The organism is Luteibacter aegosomatis, assembly GCF_023078455.1.
GTDB lineage: Bacteria > Pseudomonadota > Gammaproteobacteria > Xanthomonadales > Rhodanobacteraceae > Luteibacter > Luteibacter aegosomatis.
Window position 1 is genome coordinate 4,691,645 of sequence record NZ_CP095740.1, and the last position, 23,583, is coordinate 4,715,227.

The 23,583-nt window shown below is 62.8% G+C and carries 19 protein-coding genes; 12 read left to right on the forward strand and 7 right to left on the reverse strand.

Annotated elements, in window-relative coordinates:
• The first annotated feature begins 93 nt into the window (after nt 1-93).
• From L2Y94_RS20920 to L2Y94_RS20940, 5 genes are all read left to right on the forward strand, one after another.
• A complete protein-coding gene (locus tag L2Y94_RS20920) occupies nt 94-363 on the forward strand; it encodes a hypothetical protein (RefSeq protein WP_247371900.1) in 270 nt (89 codons plus the stop codon).
• Nucleotides 363-626, forward strand: a complete 264-nt coding sequence (locus L2Y94_RS20925) for a hypothetical protein (RefSeq protein ID WP_247371902.1) — start codon at nt 363-365, stop codon at nt 624-626. Before L2Y94_RS20920 ends, L2Y94_RS20925 begins: the two co-directional genes overlap by 1 nt.
• Before the next feature lie 2 nt (nt 627-628).
• Nucleotides 629-2,227, forward strand: coding sequence for a PepSY-associated TM helix domain-containing protein (locus L2Y94_RS20930; protein ID WP_247371904.1), 1,599 nt, complete (start codon nt 629-631; stop codon nt 2,225-2,227).
• A gap of 534 nt (nt 2,228-2,761) precedes the next feature.
• Nucleotides 2,762-3,235 carry an RHS repeat-associated core domain-containing protein gene (locus tag L2Y94_RS20935; RefSeq protein ID WP_247371907.1) on the forward strand — a complete coding sequence of 158 codons (474 nt, stop codon included), beginning with the start codon at nt 2,762-2,764 and terminating at the stop codon, nt 3,233-3,235.
• A gap of 238 nt (nt 3,236-3,473) precedes the next feature.
• Nucleotides 3,474-3,884, forward strand: coding sequence for a hypothetical protein (locus tag L2Y94_RS20940; protein ID WP_247371909.1), 411 nt, complete (start codon nt 3,474-3,476; stop codon nt 3,882-3,884).
• A gap of 159 nt (nt 3,885-4,043) precedes the next feature.
• On the opposite strand, the gene L2Y94_RS20945 is transcribed toward L2Y94_RS20940, so the two are convergent.
• The 5 genes from L2Y94_RS20945 to L2Y94_RS20965 form a co-directional block, all read right to left on the reverse strand.
• Nucleotides 4,044-4,277 carry a hypothetical protein gene (locus L2Y94_RS20945; protein WP_247371911.1) on the reverse strand — a complete coding sequence of 78 codons (234 nt, stop codon included), beginning with the start codon at nt 4,275-4,277 and terminating at the stop codon, nt 4,044-4,046.
• Nucleotides 4,278-4,764: 487 nt separating this feature from the next.
• Nucleotides 4,765-6,888: a T6SS phospholipase effector Tle1-like catalytic domain-containing protein gene (locus tag L2Y94_RS20950; protein WP_247371914.1), complete on the reverse strand. Its 2,124-nt coding sequence runs from the start codon at nt 6,886-6,888 to the stop codon at nt 4,765-4,767.
• 11 nt (nt 6,889-6,899) lie between these two features.
• Nucleotides 6,900-7,526 (reverse strand): hypothetical protein, encoded by a 627-nt coding sequence (locus L2Y94_RS20955; RefSeq protein ID WP_247371916.1) that lies wholly within the window; start codon nt 7,524-7,526, stop codon nt 6,900-6,902.
• A gap of 50 nt (nt 7,527-7,576) precedes the next feature.
• Nucleotides 7,577-8,323 (reverse strand): hypothetical protein, encoded by a 747-nt coding sequence (locus L2Y94_RS20960; protein WP_247371918.1) that lies wholly within the window; start codon nt 8,321-8,323, stop codon nt 7,577-7,579.
• 61 nt (nt 8,324-8,384) lie between these two features.
• Nucleotides 8,385-10,058 (reverse strand): type IV secretory system conjugative DNA transfer family protein, encoded by a 1,674-nt coding sequence (locus L2Y94_RS20965; RefSeq protein ID WP_345780009.1) that lies wholly within the window; start codon nt 10,056-10,058, stop codon nt 8,385-8,387.
• A gap of 705 nt (nt 10,059-10,763) precedes the next feature.
• Between L2Y94_RS20965 and L2Y94_RS20970 the strand changes: the two genes are divergently transcribed.
• From L2Y94_RS20970 to L2Y94_RS21000, 7 genes are all read left to right on the forward strand, one after another.
• Complete coding sequence (locus L2Y94_RS20970) at nt 10,764-11,747, forward strand: LacI family DNA-binding transcriptional regulator (RefSeq protein WP_247375378.1); 984 nt, start codon at nt 10,764-10,766, stop codon at nt 11,745-11,747.
• A gap of 105 nt (nt 11,748-11,852) precedes the next feature.
• Nucleotides 11,853-14,690, forward strand: a complete 2,838-nt coding sequence (locus L2Y94_RS20975) for a TonB-dependent receptor (protein ID WP_247371921.1) — start codon at nt 11,853-11,855, stop codon at nt 14,688-14,690.
• A gap of 250 nt (nt 14,691-14,940) precedes the next feature.
• A complete protein-coding gene (locus tag L2Y94_RS20980) occupies nt 14,941-16,419 on the forward strand; it encodes a glucoamylase family protein (RefSeq protein ID WP_247371924.1) in 1,479 nt (492 codons plus the stop codon).
• Nucleotides 16,419-17,699 (forward strand): sugar ABC transporter substrate-binding protein, encoded by a 1,281-nt coding sequence (locus L2Y94_RS20985; RefSeq protein WP_247371925.1) that lies wholly within the window; start codon nt 16,419-16,421, stop codon nt 17,697-17,699. The genes L2Y94_RS20980 and L2Y94_RS20985 overlap by 1 nt, the downstream gene beginning before the upstream one ends.
• Entirely contained in the window at nt 17,696-18,574 is an 879-nt protein-coding gene (locus L2Y94_RS20990) for a carbohydrate ABC transporter permease (RefSeq protein ID WP_247371928.1), read from the forward strand. Before L2Y94_RS20985 ends, L2Y94_RS20990 begins: the two co-directional genes overlap by 4 nt.
• Complete coding sequence (locus tag L2Y94_RS20995) at nt 18,571-19,392, forward strand: carbohydrate ABC transporter permease (protein WP_247371931.1); 822 nt, start codon at nt 18,571-18,573, stop codon at nt 19,390-19,392. Before L2Y94_RS20990 ends, L2Y94_RS20995 begins: the two co-directional genes overlap by 4 nt.
• A 4-nt stretch (nt 19,393-19,396) precedes the next feature.
• On the forward strand, nt 19,397-22,303 hold the full coding sequence (locus L2Y94_RS21000; RefSeq protein ID WP_247371933.1) for a discoidin domain-containing protein: 2,907 nt from the start codon (nt 19,397-19,399) through the stop codon (nt 22,301-22,303).
• Nucleotides 22,304-22,363: 60 nt separating this feature from the next.
• On the opposite strand, the gene L2Y94_RS21005 is transcribed toward L2Y94_RS21000, so the two are convergent.
• Both L2Y94_RS21005 and L2Y94_RS21010 read right to left on the reverse strand, forming a co-directional pair.
• On the reverse strand, nt 22,364-22,714 hold the full coding sequence (locus L2Y94_RS21005) for a hypothetical protein (protein ID WP_247371936.1): 351 nt from the start codon (nt 22,712-22,714) through the stop codon (nt 22,364-22,366).
• Nucleotides 22,715-22,807: 93 nt separating this feature from the next.
• Nucleotides 22,808-23,491, reverse strand: coding sequence for an HAD family hydrolase (locus tag L2Y94_RS21010; protein ID WP_247371938.1), 684 nt, complete (start codon nt 23,489-23,491; stop codon nt 22,808-22,810).
• Between the last annotated feature and the right edge of the window lie 92 nt (nt 23,492-23,583).

A 23,583-nucleotide genomic window follows, 5' to 3' on the forward strand; every position in this document is an offset into this window, starting at 1 on the left:
GCGGGCGGGCGCCTCCATCGCACGATCCGCGATATTTGACGGTCCGCGCCTAAATGATAATAATTATCAATCAATTCTTGATCGGTCGCGCCCATGTCTCTGTTTGGTTGCCTGGCCGCCTTCGTCGCCATGGCGCTCGCTTATCTTTCTTCGCCGAACCAGCGCTGGCTGGCACGTCCGCTAGGACGTGCCGGAAAGATCGCCGCCGCCGCACTGGCATGCCTGGCCCTGATCGCTTGGATCGTCGGTGAAACCACGCTTCCCGGTATCGCCGCCGCCGTCGCCGCCCTAATGGCGGGCGCCGTGGCGCTTCCCTACCTGCTGTGGCTGCTCCGCCCGGCCGGCGAACGGAAACCACGCTGATGCTCGCCAAGACCTTCGCCGGCATCGTGCTCGGCCTGCCGCTGTCGCTGGCCATGATCTCCCTGGCCATCTGGATCTGGCCGGGGTCGAGCGAAGCGGTGGTCATACCTTTCTATGTGGCGTTCTTCCCGCTGTGGGTCGCGGTGATGGCGGCCACCTACCTGTTCCGCAGCGGCGTGCGCGCCTGGGCGTGGCTCGCCGTGGCCAACATGGGGGCCTTCGCCGCGCTGTTCGCCGCCAAGCACATGCTGCCGGGACTGTGACGATGAAAGCCGCCACCCTCCGTACCTTCACCACCGTGCATACCTGGACCGGCCTGCTCGCCGGCTTCGCGCTGTTCGTGGCGTTCTACGCCGGCGCGCTCACGATGTTCCACGACGAGATCGATACCTGGGCGTTGCCGAAGGCGGAGGCCGCGCACGACGAGACCATGCAGCGCGCGGCGCGCATGCTCGACGGCATCGTGGCGGCGCATCCGGCCGCGCGCGCACAGGTGGGCGTGACCTATCCCGCGCCCAAGGCGCCCTCGCAGCAGGTGACCGCCTACTGGATGGACAGCGACGGCTGGAAGACGCAGACGCTCGCGCAGGGCGCGCCACACGACGCCGAAGACCACGAACACGGCCTCGCCGATTTCGTCTACGAACTGCACTACGACCTCGGCATTCCCGAGATCGGCATCTACCTGATGGGCATCGTGAGCGTCATCTACGGCCTGGCCCTGCTCACCGGCCTGCTCATCCACCTGCCGCACCTCGTGCGCGATCTCTTCGCGCTGCGTCCCGGGCACAACCTCAAGCGCCTGTGGCAGGACGCGCACAATGTCATCGGCATCCTCAGCCTGCCGTTCCACATCGTGTTCGCGGTGACGGGCGCCCTGTTGTGCCTTACCACCGTGGCCTTGCTGGCCTTCAACACCGTGGCCTTCGACGGCAAGCTCATGGGCGCGTTCGACCGCATGACCAGCGCACTGCCGCCCACGCAGGACAAAGGCGGCACCGCCGTCATGCTCACGCCCGCCGAACTCGGTGCCCGCGCACGCCGCGCCGCGATGGCGGCTGGCGCCGCCGACTTCGAGCCCGATTACATGCGCTACGTGCATTATGGCCGCCAGGGTGCGGCCGCCGAGGTGCGAGGCACGTCCACCAAGACGCTCGGCGAATACGGCATGGTGGCGCTCGATGCCGTGGACGGCCACGTACTGAAGGTCCAGGTGAGCGGCGCACGCGATGCCAATCACGCCACGTATTCCGCCATCTTCGGCCTGCACTTCGGCACCTTCGGCAACGTCTCGCTGCGCTGGCTGTACTTCGTGCTCGGCCTCGCCGGTGCGTTCCTGTTCTATTCGGGCAACCTGCTCTACATCGAATCCCGCCGCAAACGCCGCCAGGCCGACCAGCCGTTGAAGGTGCGCGCGATGGCGACGGCCACCGTCGGCATCTGCATCGGCACCTGCCTCGCCATCTCGGTGACCTTCGTCGCCAACGTGCTGGGACCCCTCATGGGCGGCGAACCCACCGCGTTCGTGCAGCCGGTGTTCTTCATCGTGCTGGCCGGGTCGGTCGTGTGGAGCTTCGTGCGTCGCCCGGCGCGTGCCGCCGTCGACCTGTTGTTCGCCACGGCGGTGGCGAGCATCGCGGTCGGCGTGCTCGACCTGTCGATCCATGGCGAGCGCCTGCTGCGCAGCCTGGCCGAGGGGCGGTATGGCGTGCTGGGCGTCGATCTCGTCGCCATGGCCATGGGCCTGGGGTTCGGCTGGCTCGGGCTGGCGACGCGTAAGCGCGTGCGGGAGGGCGACCCGTGCAGCGTCTGGTACGGACGCCGTGATCGGGCCACCTTAACCGACAACGCACCGGCCGTCTGAGCAACGCGCTCAAAGAGCGTCCCATCGGCCCAGGCCGGTGCCCACGGGGATACATCGGGTATATCAAAGCTCCTCCATGGGTCCGCCTGGATCGACGAGACCCTACGCATCACCTCAACTCTCCTACCCCTCACGTCGCTCCTGCGAAAGCAGGAGCCCAGCGCCTTGAGTTCGGTTTTCGCGATATGGCTTACATGCCTAGCTAAGGTTTCGCGACGCCCACTTGCCGACTCGACTTGGTCTGCCGCAGACTCTGGCTCTATTGGACGGAGGGGGGGAGCCATGAAGTACGGATGCCGCATTGCCTTGATGGCTATGGCTATTTCGCTGGTCACGGGCGACGCGATGGCGCAGACGAAGAAGTTACTTATTACTACACCGATCCACAAGGCACAGTGCTAGCCGAAGCGGACGAGTCGGGAAACATCATAGCCACACACGACTACAAGCCGTGGCGACTCTCCGGGTGCTCAAAACGAGCCTGGCCCCGGATATACCGGTCACGTCAACGATCCCGATACCGGCTTTGTCTACATGCAGGCGCGGTATTGCGATCCAGTCGCCGCACGTTTCCTCAGCACCGACCCCGTCCATCCTGCAACTGGCAACATTCACAACTTCAATCGATTCGAGTACGCGAACAACAACCCTACAGGCAACATCGATACCGACGGCCGCGTCGTGACGTCACTAAACGCTGCTAACAATCCGTCGCTGACAGGCTACATAAACGCATATGCCAAAGGGAAATATTCGTTCGTCGGCGACACATTACAAAGGGTCGGCGAAGGAAGCAGTGGGACCTCTGCGTACTATGCCTCGAGGCTAGACGCTCTCATCGCTTCTCCCACCAACGTTATCCTGGATATTGCCGATACCTATACAAAGGAAAGCGGTGACGTCGTCAACGTCGATAAAGATGCGGGTGGAGGCGTGACACAGCCTCGTTCGAACGGAGACGTTTTTTCACGATCTCAGGTAGAGACAACACATCAGCGACGGACGTAACTGGTGCGAAGATGAGCGCCACGCCCAAGGATATCCTCCTTCACGAAATTGTAGGGCATGCAGCACCCATCGTATTGGGAAGGGATACCGGTAACGCCGTGTCTGACGAAAATAAGGCCCGGTCCGAAGTTTCTGGTTTGAAAGAGCGAGCATCCGATCCAAATCATCTTGAAGGCGTGAGCCAATCAGTCGCAAAATGCGGACTTCTATGCGCTCAATAACACATCGCATTCTCCTGGTGGCAGCGCTACTCTCAAGCGCTACCGCGACATCCTATGATGTACCTAAACGAAGCCTCGATGATCAGGTGCATTCCGCAGACGTGGTTTCCATCGGCGTCGTTGTAAGCCTTAGTAAGCACGATTCCAGAGACCCGGCAGCGTACGGCATCGCCAAGGTCAATATCATCAAGGCCCTTAAAGGAGATCCCGGTGCCGCTATCGATGTAGTCTACCGAAATGGGATTTCGGAGCAGGATCTAGACTGCTGCGCCGTTGGTAAAACGTACTTCCTCGTTCTCAGACGAACCCACAGCGGATTGTATGAAAGCGTCAACGGCCGATATGGAGTACTCGACATAGGGCTTTCCAATTCGTCGACGAGAGAAGCGACTTCCTGGCCGGGCAACCCAATGAAGAAACTTGATTAGCCCTGAGGCGGCCGCACGTAAACCGCGCCCGCAATGCAACCGTTCTAGCTAAAGTCATCGGTAATTCGGCGCAGGCACCATCCCGCGCCGACATGGCACGTGACGTGTCGCTTCATTGGTGACAGTCGCAACGCCTAGACGCGGCTTTACTCGAGTCGATCAACGACCCATCCTCTCATCGTGCATGATCGAATGCGCCTGCGCCGCACACTGGATACCCGCCCGCGTCAGCGCCGCGATGGCTTCCAGCGCCAGGCCCATCTTCGCGCAATCGACCGCATCGGCTTCATGCACCAGTTCGGAAAGCAGTTGCGTCATCCCGCGCGAATACTGCAACCACTCGGTCGCTTCGTTCAAAAGGTCGTGCGGCGTGGCGTTCTCGTCGGCAAGCATCGGATGCTCCTTGCAGGGTTCGAGCGCGTCGAACGTGGCATGCGATGCCCTGCATGCCACGGATCAACGGACTCACGAAGGTTCCGGCTACCCGTGACCGGGCGCCGGTTGGCGTGATGAGTGATGGTGGCACGGCGTCAGCCGGTGACCGGGCGCACGTGACCTCGCCGGGTCGAGACGGCCAAGAAATGTCTCATAGAAACGGCGGACGCCGCGGCTTTCACTCGTGTCTGTGGGGATACAGACGATCCGGTTGCCACCGGGGGGATCCGGCGGGCGTGCGAGTGCCGTATGATCAAGGGTACCCATGATCGACTCCTATTCAGTTGATTGTGGATAGCGGGTCGGAGGTGTTGGTAGCACCTTCGGCCCGCGCTTCTCACCGCTCAAGCGATGGTTGTCTGCGAGGCGTACGAACCGGCGACGCAGACAACGATGAGACCCTAACAAATCAGTACAAAGTTGTCTGTAGGCGTCAGGAAAAAACTCACCTGCTCATCGACATGCCTATGCCTTGCTGTTGAGAAAGTTCTGCTTCGCGCATGAGTTGTCGTTGTTGGATGGTCTGGTTCACATCGTCGAGCTGCTGCAACGATTGCTCGATGGGCTGATTCACGGCCTTGGTGCCATCCACCGCCGCCCAGCGCGTGCGTGGGTCGTCCAGATCGCCATGGAAAGCCTCCTTGAGATGGATGATCGGCATGAACCCGCCGTTCTTGTCCTTGCCATAATGCATGTGGGTGACCGAACCCATATGGTTTCTCTTGGCTTCAACCATTAGCGCCGACGTGATTCGTTCCATTTCCCCCTTGGACGCATTGATGTTGGACTGCGCGTTGAGTTCGCCGAGCTGCAGATAGATGGACTGAAACATCCGGTGATCCGGATGTCGTTCGTTGCGCGGATCATTCCTGGAATAGGCTTCGGCCTGCGCTTGGGGCTTTGAGCTAGCCGCTTCCAGCCGCTGTTCCCGACGAAGCGATTCGATGAAGGCCATGGCCTCCCTCTCTTCCCGAAGACGCGCCGCGGCTCTCTCGTCTGCGCCGGTGATCCCAGGATTTACATTACCCTGGGGCTCCGTGATGGCCGCTGGTGCCTTGACCCCGACCTCCACTGGTGGTGATTGCACGGGCGAGGTCCCGGACACGTCGAAGGCACGAACATCGATACGAGTACTCCTGGACGGATCTTTTTCGGCCAGGATGTTCATGACCTCGGCCAACGACTTTTGGCTCGTGATGATTTCTTCTTGCACCATATCCATTCCGACCTCCTTGTGTGGTGCGTCTGTCGACGCGGCCTGTTGATTGATCACTTGTTCTAAGCGAGGCGTTTCGCCCTCTGGAATCAATCTTTCATTTTCGGGCGAGATGGCCTCAACGTTGCGGGACAGGTGCCGCACGAATGCCGGTATCTGACCTTGCTCCAGTTCCAACACCATTTGTGGCGTGAGCTCAGGAATGGGAGTCATGTCGACTTTCACGGGATAGAGCGACCCCACCAATGGCCTCAACCTTTCATCGAACGGCTCCGGAGGCTCGCAATAAACGACTCGGCGGCAGTCCGGCGCGGATGGCTGCGCACCAACGAACGTACGCTCGCCGTTCTTCTCGAACTCCGATACGCGGTAAAGCAAACGCATATGCTGCTGCGAGTCGTGAATGGCATACCAAAGCGGATCCTTGGGCTCGGGCCTTCGCTCAAGCAGCTTGTCTTCGCTGAAGGAGTTGATGTAATCGATCATCAGGTTGCCATTGAGAATGGCAAGGCCGTCGATGTGATAACTGCCACCGATATCCGAATGCGCGCCGGGCGACCAAACCCCCAAGAACCGGCCGTCTTTAGAAAGCCCTGGTTCAATAATTAGTGTTGCAGGGAAATCGTTCCGCCGTTCATCACGTGCGTAGATCGCAAAACCGGACATTACCGAAGGCGGCAGCCGGCGATCACGCTCGTGCGGCCGCCCAGTACCTACCGGATCGAAAAGTCCGATAGCCTGAACGATTTGCCCTGGATCGACATAGGGACGCTTCGTGTAGTACCACACGTCGGGACCGTAGGCCCGACGTTCTATTTCAACCCCCGACGGGTCTTGGATACCACGCTCATGAAGGAGTCGACTGAAACCAGCGGCCTCTTCAGCCCCCCGGCTGAATCCCACGCTGATAACCCTTATCGTCGATTCAGGATTTTCGATTTTCCATTTATACGCTTGCTTTACAAGCAAATCGTACATCTCTTCAAGGCGAGCATCGTAGGTAAATCCGATAGCGCCGTCAGCAGTTTTCACTAGATAGTTATTTTGCGTGCCTGGACCGGGCACGTATCTGGCAGCTACGCGCGGGTCTTTAAGTCCACGCCTAAATTGATCGTAAATCAACCCAACGTTAGTCCCATGCATTGGGTCACCATCGATGTCATTTCCGGTCCCGTCAAAGTCGGCTATGAATAGCCTCTGATTCCTGTCTTCGCGAGTGAGAAATTTAGGCGTGTTAAGTGATGACAGCTGCTTCGCAACTTCATCGTAGGCCTCCCTATCTGCGTTAGATATGGGATGGCTATCGACGCCGTCAGTGAGGCGGCCCTGACCGTCCTTTTTATGCTTCTCCATGAAATCTCTCATTAATATTTCTTGCTATGAACAAGAATTAGATCATCTTCGAAAAATGAATATGGGTTCGAGGGCTTCTTAGGATAATTGAGTGGAATCATCGCTCTCATATAGACGCGGATTTCTCGATCATCCACCGCGAGAATGACGTCCGGGCTCAGCACCGCGCCATCCATCTTGATTTCCTTTGGCGGCACGCGGTGAACCACCTGTTCGCTACTGAAGATTCTTCCTATGTCGACATAGGTCTCATGATGCACGCCGTCTAATGATCGCCATATCACTGTTGCAGGATCCGGAAAATTTCGAATTCCACCGTAGCCGGCGTCAGCAGATTTCGACCAGTCGCTTGGCACCGGAGGTGATCTCTTACCAGCCTGTATATCGGCATGACGATAGTTGTCGTAATCGACACGGCATTCGTAAGTATTGAAGCAGTAGGCGGAGAAATTGTGCTTCGCGAAGCGCACTCTTCCCTGTTTATCGGGCATGCCTGCGGACGTGTTGAGCAACTTACACCCAACCAGGGGAACGATTAGAAGAGCCATTAAAGCCAATCTACAAGTGCGTGCAGAAGCGTTTATGCTCTCACCAAAGAGAAGCGTTCTTCTTTCCATATAAAGGCGTTTCTTCATCATTCTCGCTTTCTCACGATATGGTCACCGCAAGCATCCGGCATCCCTTCGCTTCAAAAGTACTTCTCATAAACCTTGATGATCTCAACCAATTCCGGGTCGTGTGGATCAATCCGTGAGCCGTAATGCTCGATCGGATGCTTGAGCTTGACCACGGTTCCCATGCTCACGGAGAGCCTCCGGTCGTCGACGAAGATGTCGATCCGCGGGCTCGGCATGATTTCGTTCGGCCGAATGTCCTTTGCCGGCACGTGGTGGATGAAACGCTGCTCCCAGAGAATCTTGGCGAGGTCGACGTAAGCCACATGCGGCTCGCCGTCTTTCGACTTCCAGGTCACTTTGGCCGGAGCGGGAAAGTTCTTCACCCGGGACTGCGTCACTTCTTTCAATCGAGAGTTTTCTCCGAATGGCGCGGAAAGGGTATCTCCTGGTTCGGTGAGTTGGACCCGTCCTGCGTATTCGATCTGGCAGCCCCACGTGTCGAAGCAGCGCGCACCGAAGTCGTGCTCGACAAACGGAATGTCTCCGCTTTTGTTCAGGCGATTGGCGTGCGGCGGAAGTACGTCGTCTTGGTAGTCTCGCTCCTCGACCGGCTTGAGTTCGCCGAAGTACGGGGTAATTTCGTGATCGATGAATTCTTTGCTTCCTCCGCATACGATCAGATTCCCCTCCGTGTTCGAAGAGCATCCGCTCATGATGTTATTGCCCTCGCTTTTAGCTATAGGGGCCGGTTTTGTGCCTTTCATTTCGCACCCTGTCAGGGCGGCGATGGAGGCAAGCAATGCCAAACGTATTTTCATGGAGTTCCTTTCGTTCCGTTCATGAATGGGCTTCCTTGCCGTTACAACTCCTGCCTCGTGACTACGTGTTCATCAAGTGCAGCACGTTAGGCTCGATCTTCGGCAACAACCTTTTCTTGAAATACCTCTCCTCGTAATACCGAATCTTGTCGCACATCACCGGATGCGGAATGCCCTCGTAAAAGAACACCTCCTTGTCCTTACTCATCGCCTTCAACTCCTGTGGCAGCATCAGTGCCCGCCGCTCTTCGCTATGGCTTCGGCTGACATCACCGCGCGTACGCGAGATGTTTTCCTTACGAACCGTGGTGTAACCGAGCATCTCGGAGTAGTCGGCGGCATCGCGTTGCTCGCGCGGCGTGTAGACGATCTGCAATGCGTGGTTGGTCACGAACGTTCGCGCCACGTCGGGGCCATACGTGGCCTCCAGCTGGGACAGGCTCTGGATGATCGGCAGCAAACGAAGGTTGTAGCCCGCGATGAACGAGACCGCGTGCGCGACGATCTCCACCTTGCCGATGGCGGTGAATTCGTCCATGAGCAGCAGGCATTGATGCTTCAGTTTCGCGTTCTGCTGCGGCAGCTCTTTCGTGTTGAGCTTGATGAGCTGGCTGAAGAACAGGTTGACCAGGATCCGGCACTCGGCGAGCTTGTTGGGCAGGATGCCGATGTAGATGGTGATCTTCTCTTCGCGCAGCTTGGTGAGAAGGAAATCGCTGCCGCTGGTGGCGGCGTCCACCACCGGGTTGAGGAAGATGTTCAGCGGCTCGCGGAAGCTGCCCATGATCGAGGCGAAGGTCTTTTCCTCCTGCGAGAGCAGGTTGGCGAAGGCGTTGCGGGTTTCAGCGCTCACGAAGCCCTTGGCTGCCAGCTCGCGCAGGTAGGCCTTGAGATCGTCGCCTCCGCCCGACGACAGCTTGTACAATCGGCCGAGGCTTGGCTCGCTGGGCTCGCCGCCTTGTGCCCGCATCGCGTCGCGCTCCTCGAACATATACATGGCAAAGGCCACGAACGCGTTACGCGACTGGCTCACCCAGAACTTCTGGTCGCCCGAGCCGTCGGGGTAGAGGATTTCCGCGATCGACATGATGTCGGAGATGCGAAACACGCCATCGGACACGTAGTGGAGCGGATTCCAGCGTGACGTGCGTCGGTCCTCGGCGAATGGGTTGAAGAGGTGAACCTCCTGCCCCTGCTTGGCACGCCATCCGCTCGTGAGGTCGAAGTTCTCCTGCTTGATGTCGAGTACCACCACGGAGCCTTCGTAGGTGAGCAGGTTGGGGATGACGATGCCCACGCCCTTGCCGCTGCGCGTGGGTGCGGCAAGCAGGGCGAACTGCTGGCCGGACATGCGTATGAGCCGGCGACCCATGCGGCCGACGATGAGGCTCGTGTCGGTTCGGGTGAACATGCCTCGCCGGGCGAGGTCGATCGCGGTGGCGAAGCGGGCCTTGCCATGGAGGGATTCGGGTTTTCGGCGGAACAGCAGGGCGACGGCGCCGAGGAGCACTACCAGGGGCACGCCGACGCCTAGTGCCCCGGCGAGCTTGATGCGCCAGGCGAAGGGCGCGTAGGCGGGTTGATCGGCGACCAGGTAGTAACGCCACCAGATGCTCCAGGAGGGCGAGCCATCGAGCCCCAGCAGGAAGTGGGTGAGGTGGGCTGATCCATAGATAGCCGCGACTCCGGCGGCCAGACACGCCGTCAATGCGACGGCGACCTTTCCAAGGTGCATGTAGCGAGCGTCCTATGCGAGGGGCTCTTCATCCTTGGGGGAGGGCAATAGCAATGCAAACGTTTTATTTTAGGAGGGGCGGTCGGGCGAGGCCTGAGGCCGATCTCCGTGATTTCGTCGCTTGTCTCTTGATATAAAAGAATAAATAGGGGACTACGAAACAGCTCAACTTGCCACGTTTACGATGGCGTTTCCGAGGGCTCGGCCTACGCGCGCGGGGTTGACGAGCCTGCATGCGGCGTGGCGCCGGGATGACGAAGGTGGGATTTTCGCCAGCTCGGACGAGTGACGCTGGGCTCCTGCTTTCGCAGGAGCGACGGTGCGGGTCGCTGGAACGTTGCTTCGGCAGCCTCTTCTGCGGCGCAATCAAACGGCTTGGGGCCAGGTTCGGCGAATTCTGCTCACTCCATGCAAGGCACTCGCTCGCTACTCGTTCAGTGGGATGAAAAAACCGTCACGAGATCGTGCTGCACTGCGGTAGTCCACGGTAGGCCACTCAAATCACTGACATCGAAGGATTTTTCGATTGCATCAGGTAACTGGTATGCAATGTAAGCGGCGTTACTCGTGCGGCGCAACAACCCATTGATTTAACAAGCTTTACACGCTTGATGAAAACGTTTACGTTGCGCGCCCACAGGCCCCTCCGGGCCAGGGGTCAAGGGCAAGAACGCAGTGAGCGTAACGATCAAAGACGTCGCGAGGATGGCCAACGTGTCGGTGGCTTCGGTGTCGCGCGCCCTCAACGGGCACAGCGGTGTGACCGCCGAAACGCAGAAGCGCATCCGCGAGGTGGCCGCCCGCCTGCGCTACGTGCCGCACAGCGCCGCCCGCAGCCTGATCACCCGCCGCACCCAGACCATCGGTGCCTTGCTGCCCGACCTGCATGGCGCGTTCTTCTCCGAACTCATCCGCGGTATCGACCTGGCCGCTCGCAAGCGCGGCCTCTATCTGCTGGTGTCCAGCTCGCACGGCGACGCCACCGAGGCCGCCATCGCGCTCCGCGCCATGCAGGGCCGGGTGGATGGCCTGCTGGTGATGTCACCGCATGCCGATCGCGCCTTCCTCGACGAAAACCTGCCGATCGTGCTGCCCACGGTGCTGATCAACAGTCACGTGCGCTCGGAGCGGCATGCCGCGCTCGACGTGGACGACTACGGCGGCGCACTCGCGATGGTTGAGCACCTGCTCGGGCTGGGCCGCAAGCGCATCGTCTTCATCGCCGGTCCCGAGGTGAACCACGACGTGCAGGAGCGCGAGCGCGGCTACCTCGACGCGCTCGCCCGTGCAGGCATGCGCGACACGGCCACGGTGCTGTCGGGCGACTTCACCGAAGAATCGGGCTATCGCGCCGGTCGCGAGGCGCTGGCGATGCAGCCGCGACCCGATGCCATCTTCGCCGCCAACGACATGATGGCCATCGGATGCCTTTCGGCGCTGGCGGAGGGGGGCGTGCGCACGCCGGACGACATCGCGGTGGTCGGCTTCGACGACATTCCGATGGCGCGCTACGTGTCGCCACCGCTTACCACGGTGCGGCTGCGCATCGCCGAACTCGGCGCGCAGGCGCTCGACCTGCTGGCCGAACAGGTGGACAACGAAAGCGAACCGCCGGTGGCCGAACGCCGGTTGATACCGACCGAACTCGTCATCCGGTCGTCGTGCGGAGGCGCGGCGAAGCGGGGTTGAGACGATGGCGCCTCGGGGGCGCCGTCACGGATTCACGATAACCAGACACATAACGACAACGCCCGAATACCGGGAGGGGTGAGAGCCATGGGGAACCACGGAAACATGCTGTCCAAACACATCGCCATGGCGCTCGGCCTCGCGGCCGCCGCTGTCCTGGCGCCCACCGCCGCGCTCGCGCAGTCGAGCACCGCGACCATCAGGGGCCACGTCACCAACGCACCGGCGCAAGCCTCGGGCGAGGTGGTGGCCACCAACGTCAACACGGGTTTCGCCGCGCGCGTGCCCCTGCGTGAGAACGGCACCTACACACTGGCCGGCCTCTCGCCGGGCACCTACCGCATCGACGCCACGGCCAACGGCACGCATGCGGTCAGCCAGACCGTCACCGTGCAGATCGGCCAGTCGCTCGTGCTCGATCTCGACGGCGGCGTAGCCACCGCGGCACCGGCGAATGCCGCCAACCTCGAAGGCGTGACCGTCTCGGCCAACTCGCTGATCGAGACGCGCACCTCCGAAGTGGCCAGCAACATCACCACGCAGCAGATTCGCGACCTGCCGCAGAATTCGCGCAACTTCCTCAACTTCGCCGGCCTCACCCCGGGCATCAGCACGCCCAAGGACAAGAACTCGAAGTCGTTCAGCGCGGGCGGCCAGCCGTCGAACCAGACCAACGTGTTCATCGACGGCGCCAACCTGAAGAACAACATCCTCCAGGGCGGCCTGGTGGGCCAGGACGGTTCGCGCGGCAACCCGTTCTCGCAGGAAGCGATCCAGGAATTCCGCGTACTCACGCAGAACTACAAGGCCGAGTACGAGCAGGCCGGCACCGCCATCGTCTCCGCGGTGACCAAGTCGGGTACCAATGAGTTCCACGGATCGGTGTACGACTTCCTGCAGACGCGCGGCATGGTCACGCAGGACGAGTTCTCGCGCCAGGTGAGCGACCAGAAGCCCGCGTATCGTCGTCAGCAGTACGGCGCGTCGCTGGGCGGACCGATCATCAAGGACAAGCTGCAGTTCTTCATCAACTTCGAAGGCAACAAGGAAGACGCCAACAAGACCGTCTTCATCAACAACCCGACCTACGCGGACCGCTTCGCCCAGTACAACGGCACCTTCGCCGCGCCCTTCGACGAGAAGGTGTACTTCGGCAAGCTGAGCTGGCATCCGGACGACAAGAACGACGTCGACCTGAGCTATTCCAACCGCAAGGATCAGGAAACGATCAACTTCGGCGGCACCACCGCCTACGAAGGTCGCCAGGAACGCCTGAACAAGGTGACCGACCTGCTGCTCAAGTGGCAGTACCGCGGCGATGCCTTCGTCAACGAACTGCTGCTCGATCGCGGCGATTACAAGTACAACCCGCATCCGGTGAATCCCGACATCCCGTCGCAGAACTTCATCGGCATCGCGCAGATCGGCGGTTCGTCCAGCGTGCAGCAGAAGCAGCAGAACAACTTCACGCTGCGTGACGACGTGACCTTCGACGACGTCAACTGGCACGGCCAGCACGTGATCAAGACCGGCATCAAGATCGCCACGGTCAACCAGCACCTGCTGGAGAACAACAGCTCCACGCCGCAGTACAGCTATCGCCCGGACGCGCCCACCGGCCTGGATATTCCCTACTCGGCCGTCTACTCGCCTGACGGCAAGACCGCCAGCCTGAAGAACAAGCAGTACGGCATCTACGTGCAGGACGACTGGGACGTTACCGACCGCCTCCAGCTCAACCTCGGCGTGCGTTGGGACTACGAGACCAACGCGATCAACCGCTTCTACGTCACGCCGGACGACCAGGCCGCCGTGGTGCGCGCGCTGGGCCTGCCGGACAGCTACATCAGCAATGGCCACAACCGCAGCGCGTACAAGGGAGAGGTGCAGCCGCGCCTGGGCTTCTCGCTCGACGTAAGCCCGGATGCGGACCAGAGCACCACGGTGTTCGGCGGTGCCGGCCGTTACTACGACCGCACGCCGTACGACAACATCATCCAGGAATCCTTCCACGCGCAGTTCCCGTACTACAACTTCTTCTTCTCGGCCAACGGCGCGCCGAACCTGGAAGGCAATCCCACCACCGTGTGGCAGCCGCAGTACCTCACCCGCGCGGGCCTGGACGGCCTGATCCAGGGCGGTAACGCCGGCGGCGGCGAGATCGACCTGCTCAACAACAAGACCAAGCCCCCGTACACCGACCAGTTCAGCCTCGGCGTGCGCCAGACGATGGGCGACTGGGTGGGTTCGCTCACCTTGAGCCGACTGCTCGGCTATCGCCAGTTCACCTGGATCTTCGGCAACCGCCCGGCGCCGGACTACACCTCGGTGCCCGTGGGCGCGTACAACACGGTGCTCATCAACACCACGAAGAAGTACACCTCCAGCTCGGTGCTCATCGGCATCGACAAGCCCTACACCGACGCCTCCGGCTGGGGCGTGGGCATCGCGTACACGTACACCAACGCGAAGAAGCAGGGCAACGACGCCTATTCGCTCGACTACGCCACGCCGGGCGCATACCCGTGGGGCCGCACCGCCGAGCGCAACCGCCTTGTGATCAACGGTACGGTGAAGCTGCCCTGGGACATCAAGCTGAGCACGCTCATCACGCTCGGCTCGGGCGATCCGTACGACGTGGTTTACGGCACGGCGTACAACGATCCGGACCACGGTCCGCACATCGGTGCCGCCGCGCCGAAGAAGGGCAACTTCATCATCCCGAACGCATGGGGTTATCGCGACATGGACCTGGCCCTGTCGAAGACCTTCAACTTCGGCGGTACGCAGGCGCTGGAAATCCGTGCCGATGCGTTCAACATCTTCAACTTCAAGAACTACGGTTGCTACACCACGCTCGTCACCGAGCCCAACTTCGGTCAGCCGGCCTGCATCATCGGCGTGACGCGTAGTTACCAGGTGGGTGCGCGATACAGCTTCTGATGAAACGCTGGCCCCGCCCGTGCGCAAGCACGGGCGGGAAAGCCCGTCGCTCCCGTGATCGCGGGAGCCCAGCGCCGTGAGATGGGTTTTCGTCCCATCGTCGCTACGCAAGAAGCCGATGAAACGGCATCGCCATGCCATGGACCGGAGCGCCGGATTCCTGCGTTCGCAGGAAGGACGGCGGGCGACAATGTAAACGTTTACACGTCGTGTTAACTTCGCACGGCTCCTGTCTTCCCCGAGGATCGTCATGCAAGCCACCACGAAGAAACGCCTGTCCCTCGCCCTCGGCCTGCTCCTGGCCGCCGTGACGCCACTGACGATGGCGCAGAAGGGCCAGGCGCCCGCGAAGCATGCGGCTGCCGCCGTCCATGAATCGCACGCGATCCCCGCCTCGATCGCCGACCTGCAGAAGCGGACCTTCCAGTGGTTCTGGGACAGCGCCAATCCCGAAAACGGCCTCATTCCCGATCACTACCCGGGCGACTCCTTCGCCTCCATCGCCTCGGTCGGCTTCGGCCTCACCGCCTACGGCGTGGGCGTGGAACGCGGCTGGATCACCCGCGAACAGGCGGTGGACCGCACGCTGGCCACGCTGCGCTTCTTCAAGAACTCGCCGCAGGGCGATGCCGAGGAAGGCGAGACCGGTTACCACGGCTTCTACTACCACTTCCTCGACATGAAGACCGGTACGCGTTTCGCCAACTGGGTGGAAGTGTCGTCGGTGGACACCACGCTGCTGCTCGGCGGCGTGCTGTTCGCGCAGAGCTACTACGATCGCGACGACGCGAAGGAGAAGGAAATCCGCGATCTCGCCGACGCCATCTATCGACGCGTGGACTGGACCTGGCTGCAGAAACGCGCGCCCCTCATCAGCATGGGCTGGACGCCGGGCGGCAAGACCATCCCGCACGACTGGGAGGGTTACAACGAAGGCATGCTGGTCTACCTGCTCGCGCTGGGCTCGCCCACGCACCCGGTGGGCGACGACGCGTGGAAGGCCTGGACGAAGACGTACGACAAGACCTGGGGCGAATTCCACGGCCAGACCTTCCTGAACTTCGCGCCGATGTTCGGCCACCAGTACAGCCACACATGGGTCGATTTCCGCGGCATCCGCGACGCATGGAGCGGCGAACACGACCTGGACTACTTCGAGAACAGCCGCCGCGCCACGTATTCCCAGCAGGCCTACGCCATCGCCAATCCCGGCGGCTGGAAGGGCTACGGCAAGAACGTGTGGGGCCTCACCGCCAGCAACGGACCGGGCGGTTTCGTGGTGAAGCAGGGCGACAGGGAAATCACCTTCCACGGCTACACCGCGCGCGGCGCGGGCCGTGATTACATCTCCGACGACGGCACCATCGTGCCGACCGCGGCCGGCGGTTCCATCGCCTTCGCGCCGGAGATCGTGATTCCCGCGCTGGAAGAAATGAAGAAGAAGTACGGCCAGTACATATACACGAAGTACGGCTTCGTGGATGCGTTCAACCTCAGCTTCGCCACCAAGGCCGACGTCCGCACCGGTCGCCTCATCCCCGGCTTCGGATGGTCCGACACCGTGCAACTGGGCATCGACCAGGGCCCGATCGTGCTGATGATCGAGAACTACCGCAGCAACTTCGTCTGGGACGTGATGAAGAAGAACCCGTACCTTCGCAAGGGTCTCCAGCGCGCCGGCTTCACCGGCGGCTGGCTGGATTCCGACGCGGCGGCCGAACTCTGGTGATGTCCTTCGGTCGCCGGCTCCACCACGCATGCGCGCTGGTATTGGCCTGCGCGTTGCTTTGCGCCTGCGAGAAACCGGCCGACGGCACCCGAACGCTCACCTTCTGGACCATCGGCCGCGAAGGCGAAGCGGTGCGCCAGCTGCTGCCCGATTTCGAGCGCGAACATCCCGGGCTGCACGTGGCCGTGCAACAGTTGCCGCTCACCGCCGCCCACCAGAAGCTGCTCACGGCGTATGCGGGCAACTCCACGCCGGACATTACCCAGCTGGGCAACACGTGGATTCCCGAGATGGTGGCGCTGGGCGCGCTGGAGCCGCTCGACGCGAGGGTGAAGGCGTCGCGCACCGTCGAGGCGAACGATTACTTCCCGGCCATCTGGTCCACCAACGTCATCGACGGCACGCTCTACGGCGTGCCCTGGTACGTGGACACGCGCCTGCTGTTCTACCGCAAGGATCTCCTGGCGAAGGCAGGCTACGACCATCCGCCTCGCGACTGGGCCGAATGGCAGGCGATGATGGCGAAGCTCGCACAGCCGGTGGGCAAGGCCTACGGTGCACTGCTTCCCACCAACGAGTTCGAGCAGCTGCTCTGCCTGGCGCTCCAGCAGGACGATCCCCTGTTGCGCGACGGCGGGCGCTACGGCAACTTCCGCAGCGCGGGATTCAAGAAGGCACTGGCCTTCTACGTGTCGATGTTCCGCGAGCGCCAGGCGCCGATGATGACCAACGTCGACATCGGCAATCCGTGGGCGGCGTTCGGCCAGGGCTTCTTCGCGTTCTACCTGTCGGGCCCCTGGAACATCGGCGAGTTCCGCCACCGCCTTCCGCCCGAGCAGCAAGGGGACTGGGGCACAGCCACGTTGCCCGGTCCGAACGGGCCCGGCGCCTCCAACGCGGGTGGATCGAGCCTGGTGATCTATCGCAGTTCGCCGCACAAGGACGATGCCTGGGCGCTGGTGGAGTTCCTCTCGCGCCCGGAGATTCAGGCACGTTTCTACGCCATCCTCGGCGACATGCCGCCGCGCCGCTCGTCGTGGCAGGCGCCGTCGCTGCGTGACGACGACAAGGCCGCGGCCTTCCGCGACCAGTTGGAGAGGGTGAAGGCCACGCCGCCCGTCGCCGAGTGGGAGCGCATCGTCACCGAGATGCAGTTGGTGGCCGCACGTGCCGCCCATGGCGACCTCACCGTCGACGAGGCCGCCGCGGAAATCGATCGCCGCGCCGACAAGCTGCTGGAAAAACGTCGCTGGATGCTCGACCACGGGGCCAAGCCATGACCGCATCGCGTGCCGCCTGGGTGTTCGTTACGCCCGCGCTGGTGATCCTGGGCCTGTTCTTCCTGTTGCCGGTGATCGCCGCGTTGGTGCTTTCGCTCACCGATTACGACCTCTACGCGCTGGCGGACATCCGCAACCTGCGCTTCGTGGCGCTGGAAAACTACTGGACGTTGCTGCACCGGCCGTTGTTCTGGTCGGCGCTGGGACATACGGCGTACTTCGTGGTGGTGGGCGTGCCGCTGTCGATGGCCGCCTCGCTCGGCGCCGCCATGCTGCTCAACTCGCCGCTGGCCCGCTTCAGGGCCTTCTTCCGCACGGCCCTGTTCGCCCCCGTGGTGACCACCGTGGTGGCGGTGGCCGTGATCTGGCGTTATCTCTTCAACACGCAGTACGGCCTGGTCAACTACGTGCTCGACCGCATGGGCTTGGGACACGTCGACTGGCTGGGCGATCCGCACTGGGCCATGCCCACCATCATCCTCTTCGCCGTGTGGAAGAACTTCGGCTACAACATGATCATCTTCATGGCGGGCTTGCAGGCCATTCCCGGCGATCTCTACGAGGCCGCGCGCATCGACGGCGCCTCGCCGTTCGCGCAGTTCCGCCACATCACCCTGCAGATGCTGAAACCGACGATGACGATGGTGAGCATCCTCACCGTGTCCGGGTATTTCCAGCTCTTCGCCGAGCCGTACGTGATGACCGAGGGCGGCCCGCTGCAAAGCACCACCTCGGTGCTTTACCTGATGTACGAGGAAGGCTTCAAGTGGTGGAACCTGGGCTCGGCCTCGGCCGTGGCCTTCATCCTGTTCGTCATCATGTTCGCCGTCACGGCCACGATGCTTCGCCTGTCGAAGCGGGGAGAACCCGCATGAGCCCGCGCACCGCCAAGGCCATCGTCAACGGCCTGCTCTTCGCCGGCGCGGCCGTCGCCATCGCCCCGTTGCTGTACATGGTGTCGGTCTCGTTCATGACGCCGGGCGAGGCCAGCGCGCTGCCGCCACCGGTACTGCCCGGGCATCCCACCCTGGGCAATTACCGCCAGTTGTTCATGAACGCGGGCATGGGGCGCTACCTGTTCAACAGCCTGCTGATTTCCACGGCGATCACGCTGATCTCGCTGGCCTTCAACCTGATGGCCGGCTACGCCTTCGCCAAGCTCGAATTCACCGGGCGCCAGCGCCTCTTCCAGGTGCTGCTGGGAGCGCTGGTGATTCCGGCGCAGGTGGCCATGCTGCCGTTGTTCCTCCTGCTGAAGTACATGGGCCTGGTGAACACCTATGGTGCGGTGATCGTACCGGCGCTGGCCACCATCTTCGGCATCTTCCTCGTGCGGCAGTACGCCAGCGGCATTCCGAACGACCTGCTCGAAGCGGCGCGCATCGACGGCGCGGGCGAGTTCCGCATTTTCGCCACCATCGTGATGCCGCTGCTGAAACCGATCATGGTGACGCTGGCGATCTTCACCTTCCTCGCCGCGTGGAACGACTTCATGTGGCCACTGATCGCGTTGACCGGTCAGGAGCACTACACGTTGCCCATCGCGCTGGCGTCGCTGTCGCGCGAGCACGTGCAGGACAGCGAGTTGATGATGGCCGGTTCGGTGGTCACCATCCTGCCTGTCCTGGTGTTGTTCCTCGCCCTGCAGCGGTATTACCTGGAAGGCCTGCTGCTCGGCAGCGTGAAAGGGTGAGACCGTGAGGCGCTCGCGTTGCAGATCGCTTCAAACGTTCGTCGCACCGGCGCAGGCCGGCGCCCACGGCCCCGGTTTCCGGCCACGCGATACCGCGACAACCGATCGCACCGCCGTAGGCACCGGCCTGCGCCGGTGCGACGCGGTCGGGAAGGGCGCTCTCTTCGCCCTGGCCCTGATCGCATCGAGCGCGGCTTCCGCCACCGACAGGTCCCGTTCGCTCGATCGCCTCGACGATGCGTCCGCCTGGACGGCCGCACACACCGACGACGTATCGGCTGCCGTGAGTAGGGGCCCGGACGGCGGCTTATGCCTCGCGTTCGACTTCAATGGCGTGTCCGGCTCGGCATCGATGCGACGGACCCTGCCCGTGGATTTCCCCGCCGGCTTCGCGCTGTCGTTCCGCGTGAAGGGCCACATGCCCCCGAACACGCTGCAGCTGAAGTTCATCGACGACAGCGGCGACAACGTGTGGTGGTACCAGGCACCGGGCTTCGTGCCGTCGACCGCCTGGAAGCCCCTGGACATCACCAGCCGACAGGTGGAATTCGCCTGGGGGCCGGTGAAAGACCGGACACTGCGCCGCACGCGCGACGTCGAGTTCATGGTCTACAAGGAGGCGCTGCCGAAGGGCATCGCGGATACGGGGGAGGTCTGCTTCGACGATCTGCGCCTCACGCCCCGTGCGCCGGAAGCGGTACCCGTGCCGCCGCCGACACCCAACGCCCTGATCGAAGCGCGGGCCAAGGGCGTGCGCCGGGGTCTTTATCCGCGCGGATTTTCCGGCGAACAGTCCTACTGGACGATCGTCGGCGTGGATGGCGGCTCGCGCGATTCGGCGTTGATCTCCGAAGACGGCGCCGTCGAGACGACACGCGGCGGCTTCTCCATCGAACCGTTTCTCATCGACGGCGGTCGTCTCGTGACCTGGGCCGACGTGGAAACCACGCAGTCCTTGCGCGATGGTTATCTGCCGATGCCTTCGGTCACGTGGGAACACGGGACCGTGTCGCTCACGACGACGGCATTCGCCGAAGGGCATCCGGGCGAGTCGTCGCTGGTGCTCGCCTATCGCATCGCCAACGGCGGCGATACGGCGCGCGACCTGACGCTCGCGCTGGCCGCGCGTCCGTTCCAGGTCAATCCGCCGACCCAGTTCCTTAATTCTCCCGGTGGCATCGCCGCCATCCACGACATCGCATGGGATGGGCAGTCACTCACGGTCGACGGCAAGCGGAAGGTCATACCGCTCCAAACCACGACCTGTTTCGTCCCTGCCTCACCTGCCGATCTCGTGGGAGCTGGCTGCGCCGGCGATGGAGGCACGTCGCGGATTCCATCGCCGACGACGTCGGCTCCCACGAGGGCGCATGATGCCGATGGGCTCGCGCAGGGAGCCTTGCTGTACCGCGTGCATATACCTGCGCGCGGTCATGTCGATCTCGGCGTCGTCGTGCCCGCGCAGCCTGGTACGTCGTTCGCCCGGCCCGGCAACGCGAGCGCATGGCTCGCCGAGCACGCCGATGCCGTCGCGTCACGATGGCGCGATGCGCTCGACCGCGTCTCCATCACGGTTCCGAAAGTCGCCCAGCCCATCGTCGACACGATGAAGAGCGGTGTCGCCCAGATCCTGATGTCGCGCGACGGCCCCGCCTTGCAGCCGGGTACGCGCTCGTATTCGCGCACCTGGATACGGGACGGCGCGATGATGCTCGAGGGATTGCTTCGCACGGGGCACGAAGACGTCGCGGGCGAATTCGTCGGCTGGTATGCGCCGCACCAGTTTTCCAACGGCAAGGTGCCGTGCTGCGTGGACGCGCGCGGCTCCGATCCGGTGCCGGAGAACGACAGCCACGGCGAGCTCGTGTTCGCCATCGCCGAGCTGTGGCGATACACGCATGACCGCGCCACGGCCGAAGGGCTGTACCCCCACGTGCGCAAGGCCGTCGCGTACATGGACACGCTGCGTGCCTCCGAGCGCCGGCCGTTGCCCTTGCATGGCCTCATGCCCGCGTCGATCAGCCACGAGGGCTACTCGGCCAAGCCCATGCACTCGTACTGGGATGACTTCTGGGCGCTGAAGGGTTACGACGATGCGACGGAACTCGCACGGGCGTTGGGCCATGCCGACGATGCGAAGGCGTTCGGCGCGTCGCGCGACGCTTTCCGCACCGACCTGCACGCATCCATCGCCGCGGCGGTGAAGCGCAAGGGTATCGACTTCATTCCCGGCGCCGCCGAGCTGGGCGACTTCGACGCCACCTCGACCACCATCGCCGTGTCGCCGGGTGGCGAGCAGTCGCGGCTTCCGCAGCCGTTGCTGCATCGCACGTTCGAAAAATACTGGGAGGATTTCGTCGCGCGGCGCGACGGCAAACGCGACTGGGACGACTATACGCCCTACGAGCTGCGCACCGTCGCCACCTTCGTGCGCCTGGGCTGGCGTGACCGCGTCACCGCCTTGCTCGACTTCTTTTTCGCCGACCGTCGTCCCGCGGCATGGAATCAGTGGGCCGAGGTGGTGGGCCGCGATCCGCGCAAGCCACGCTTCGTCGGCGACATGCCCCATGCGTGGATCGCATCGGATTACGTGCGTTCGGCGCTGGATCTGTTCGCTTACGAACGCGATGCGGACCACGCCGTGGTGCTGGCGGCGGGAGTGTCGCCGGCGTGGCTCGAAGGTGACGGGATCGCGGTGCGCGATCTTCGGACGCCGTATGGGCGGCTGGGCTATACGCTGAAGGCGAAGGGCGGGGTGGTGGAACTGGTCGTCACCCAGCCGATCGAGCCGCCGGGCGGCCTGGTGCTGTCGTTGCCGTCCGGTACGGTGAAGGTAACCGATCCGACCACTACCCTGCGGGTATCGCTACCGCGGGATTCGCGGACAGGGCCCGCTCCCATCCTTCGGTAGCAAAGCCTGCTGCCGAGGGGTGGGAGCGGACCCCGTCCGCGATACGAGACAGGGGAAGCGTCAGTGGGTGGCCACGCGCGTGCGCAGCAACGCATCCACTGCCTGCTGCCATTCCGGCGAACCCGGGTTCGCCTGCGGCGCTTCCTGTCCCAGCTTGCGATTCACGGCCTCGTTCCATTCAGGCGTTTCCGGGCGAGGACCATGGCCGTCATCGCTGATGGCGAGGGTCTTGTCCACCCAGGCGTACCACTCCGGCGAGCCCAGGGCGGGATTGGCCGGCGAGGTCTTGCCCGGCGCGGGCGACGCGGCGGTGCTGGCGGCGGTGGATGCCGGGGCGGACGGTTCGGACGGGGAGCAGGCCGCGATGATCAGCGCGGCCGTGAGCGGTATCACGGTGAAGAGAAAACGCATGGGCAGTGACATCCTCGCGACTGCATTTCCACCCATGCTAAGTACCGGAGTCCGTCCGGCAGCTAAATGGCATGGGGAACCCGGACGATTCGTTCAGCTTCGGGCGGCGACTTCGTCGATGTGGCGGAGCAGGTCGGCCGGATCTTCGAAGACCCGATAGGCACCCGCCCGCTCCAGCTCGTTCTCCCCATAACCGCCGGAAAGCAGGCCGATGCCGAGGGCCCGGGCGCGCTGGGCGGCCAGCATGTCCCAGATGGCGTCGCCGATGACCATGGCGTCGCGGATGTCGGTGCCCAGCCGCTCGGCGGCGGTCACGAAGAGGTCCGGATCGGGCTTGGCGTGGCGCACCTGGTCGCGGGTGACCACGGGCACCTTGTTCGGATCGACGCCGAGCGCGGCGATGTTGTGCGCCGCCGTCTCCATGCGGCCGCTGGTGGCGATGGCCCAGGGAATGTTGGCATCGGTGAGCCATTTCAGCAGCGCCACCGCGCCGGGCAGCGGCTTGACCTGGCCCGCCTGCGCCAGCCGGGCGTAGGCCGCCGCGTGGTTGCGGCGCAGGCGATCGATGCGTTCGGGGGTGATGTCGGTGCCGGTCTCGCGCAACAGGATATCGGTGAACAGGCCACCGCTCATGCCGATCTTGCGATGGATGCGCCACACGGAGAGGTCGATGCCCTCCATGTCGAGCGATTCCTTCCAGGCGAGCACATGCTGGTAGACGCTGTCGACGAGGGTGCCGTCGAGATCGAAGAGAAACGCGTGTTTTTGTCGGGACATGCGGAGAGCGTATAGCCGCGATCATTACACCTCAAGTCACGTCCATCGTGGACAAGGCCCGCTCCCACCCTTCGGTAGCAAGTTTCCTACCC

Excerpts from the sequence above, each read along its gene's own strand:
- L2Y94_RS21005 (WP_247371936.1), bottom strand. The coding sequence starts at position 22,714 with ATGCGTTTTCTCTTCACCGTGATACCGCTCACGGCCGCGCTGATCATC.
- L2Y94_RS20990 (WP_247371928.1), top strand. The coding sequence starts at position 17,696 with ATGACCGCATCGCGTGCCGCCTGGGTGTTCGTTACGCCCGCGCTGGTG.
- L2Y94_RS20995 (WP_247371931.1), top strand. The coding sequence starts at position 18,571 with ATGAGCCCGCGCACCGCCAAGGCCATCGTCAACGGCCTGCTCTTCGCC.
- L2Y94_RS20965 (WP_345780009.1), bottom strand. The coding sequence starts at position 10,058 with ATGCACCTTGGAAAGGTCGCCGTCGCATTGACGGCGTGTCTGGCCGCC.
- L2Y94_RS20935 (WP_247371907.1), top strand. The coding sequence starts at position 2,762 with ATGCAGGCGCGGTATTGCGATCCAGTCGCCGCACGTTTCCTCAGCACC.
- L2Y94_RS20960 (WP_247371918.1), bottom strand. The coding sequence starts at position 8,323 with ATGAAAATACGTTTGGCATTGCTTGCCTCCATCGCCGCCCTGACAGGG.
- L2Y94_RS20970 (WP_247375378.1), top strand. The coding sequence starts at position 10,764 with ATGGCCAACGTGTCGGTGGCTTCGGTGTCGCGCGCCCTCAACGGGCAC.
- L2Y94_RS20930 (WP_247371904.1), top strand. The coding sequence starts at position 629 with ATGAAAGCCGCCACCCTCCGTACCTTCACCACCGTGCATACCTGGACC.
- L2Y94_RS20975 (WP_247371921.1), top strand. The coding sequence starts at position 11,853 with ATGCTGTCCAAACACATCGCCATGGCGCTCGGCCTCGCGGCCGCCGCT.
- L2Y94_RS21010 (WP_247371938.1), bottom strand. The coding sequence starts at position 23,491 with ATGTCCCGACAAAAACACGCGTTTCTCTTCGATCTCGACGGCACCCTC.
- L2Y94_RS20925 (WP_247371902.1), top strand. The coding sequence starts at position 363 with ATGCTCGCCAAGACCTTCGCCGGCATCGTGCTCGGCCTGCCGCTGTCG.
- L2Y94_RS20920 (WP_247371900.1), top strand. The coding sequence starts at position 94 with ATGTCTCTGTTTGGTTGCCTGGCCGCCTTCGTCGCCATGGCGCTCGCT.
- L2Y94_RS20985 (WP_247371925.1), top strand. The coding sequence starts at position 16,419 with ATGTCCTTCGGTCGCCGGCTCCACCACGCATGCGCGCTGGTATTGGCC.
- L2Y94_RS20945 (WP_247371911.1), bottom strand. The coding sequence starts at position 4,277 with ATGCTTGCCGACGAGAACGCCACGCCGCACGACCTTTTGAACGAAGCG.
- L2Y94_RS20980 (WP_247371924.1), top strand. The coding sequence starts at position 14,941 with ATGCAAGCCACCACGAAGAAACGCCTGTCCCTCGCCCTCGGCCTGCTC.
- L2Y94_RS20950 (WP_247371914.1), bottom strand. The coding sequence starts at position 6,888 with ATGGAGAAGCATAAAAAGGACGGTCAGGGCCGCCTCACTGACGGCGTC.
- L2Y94_RS20955 (WP_247371916.1), bottom strand. The coding sequence starts at position 7,526 with ATGATGAAGAAACGCCTTTATATGGAAAGAAGAACGCTTCTCTTTGGT.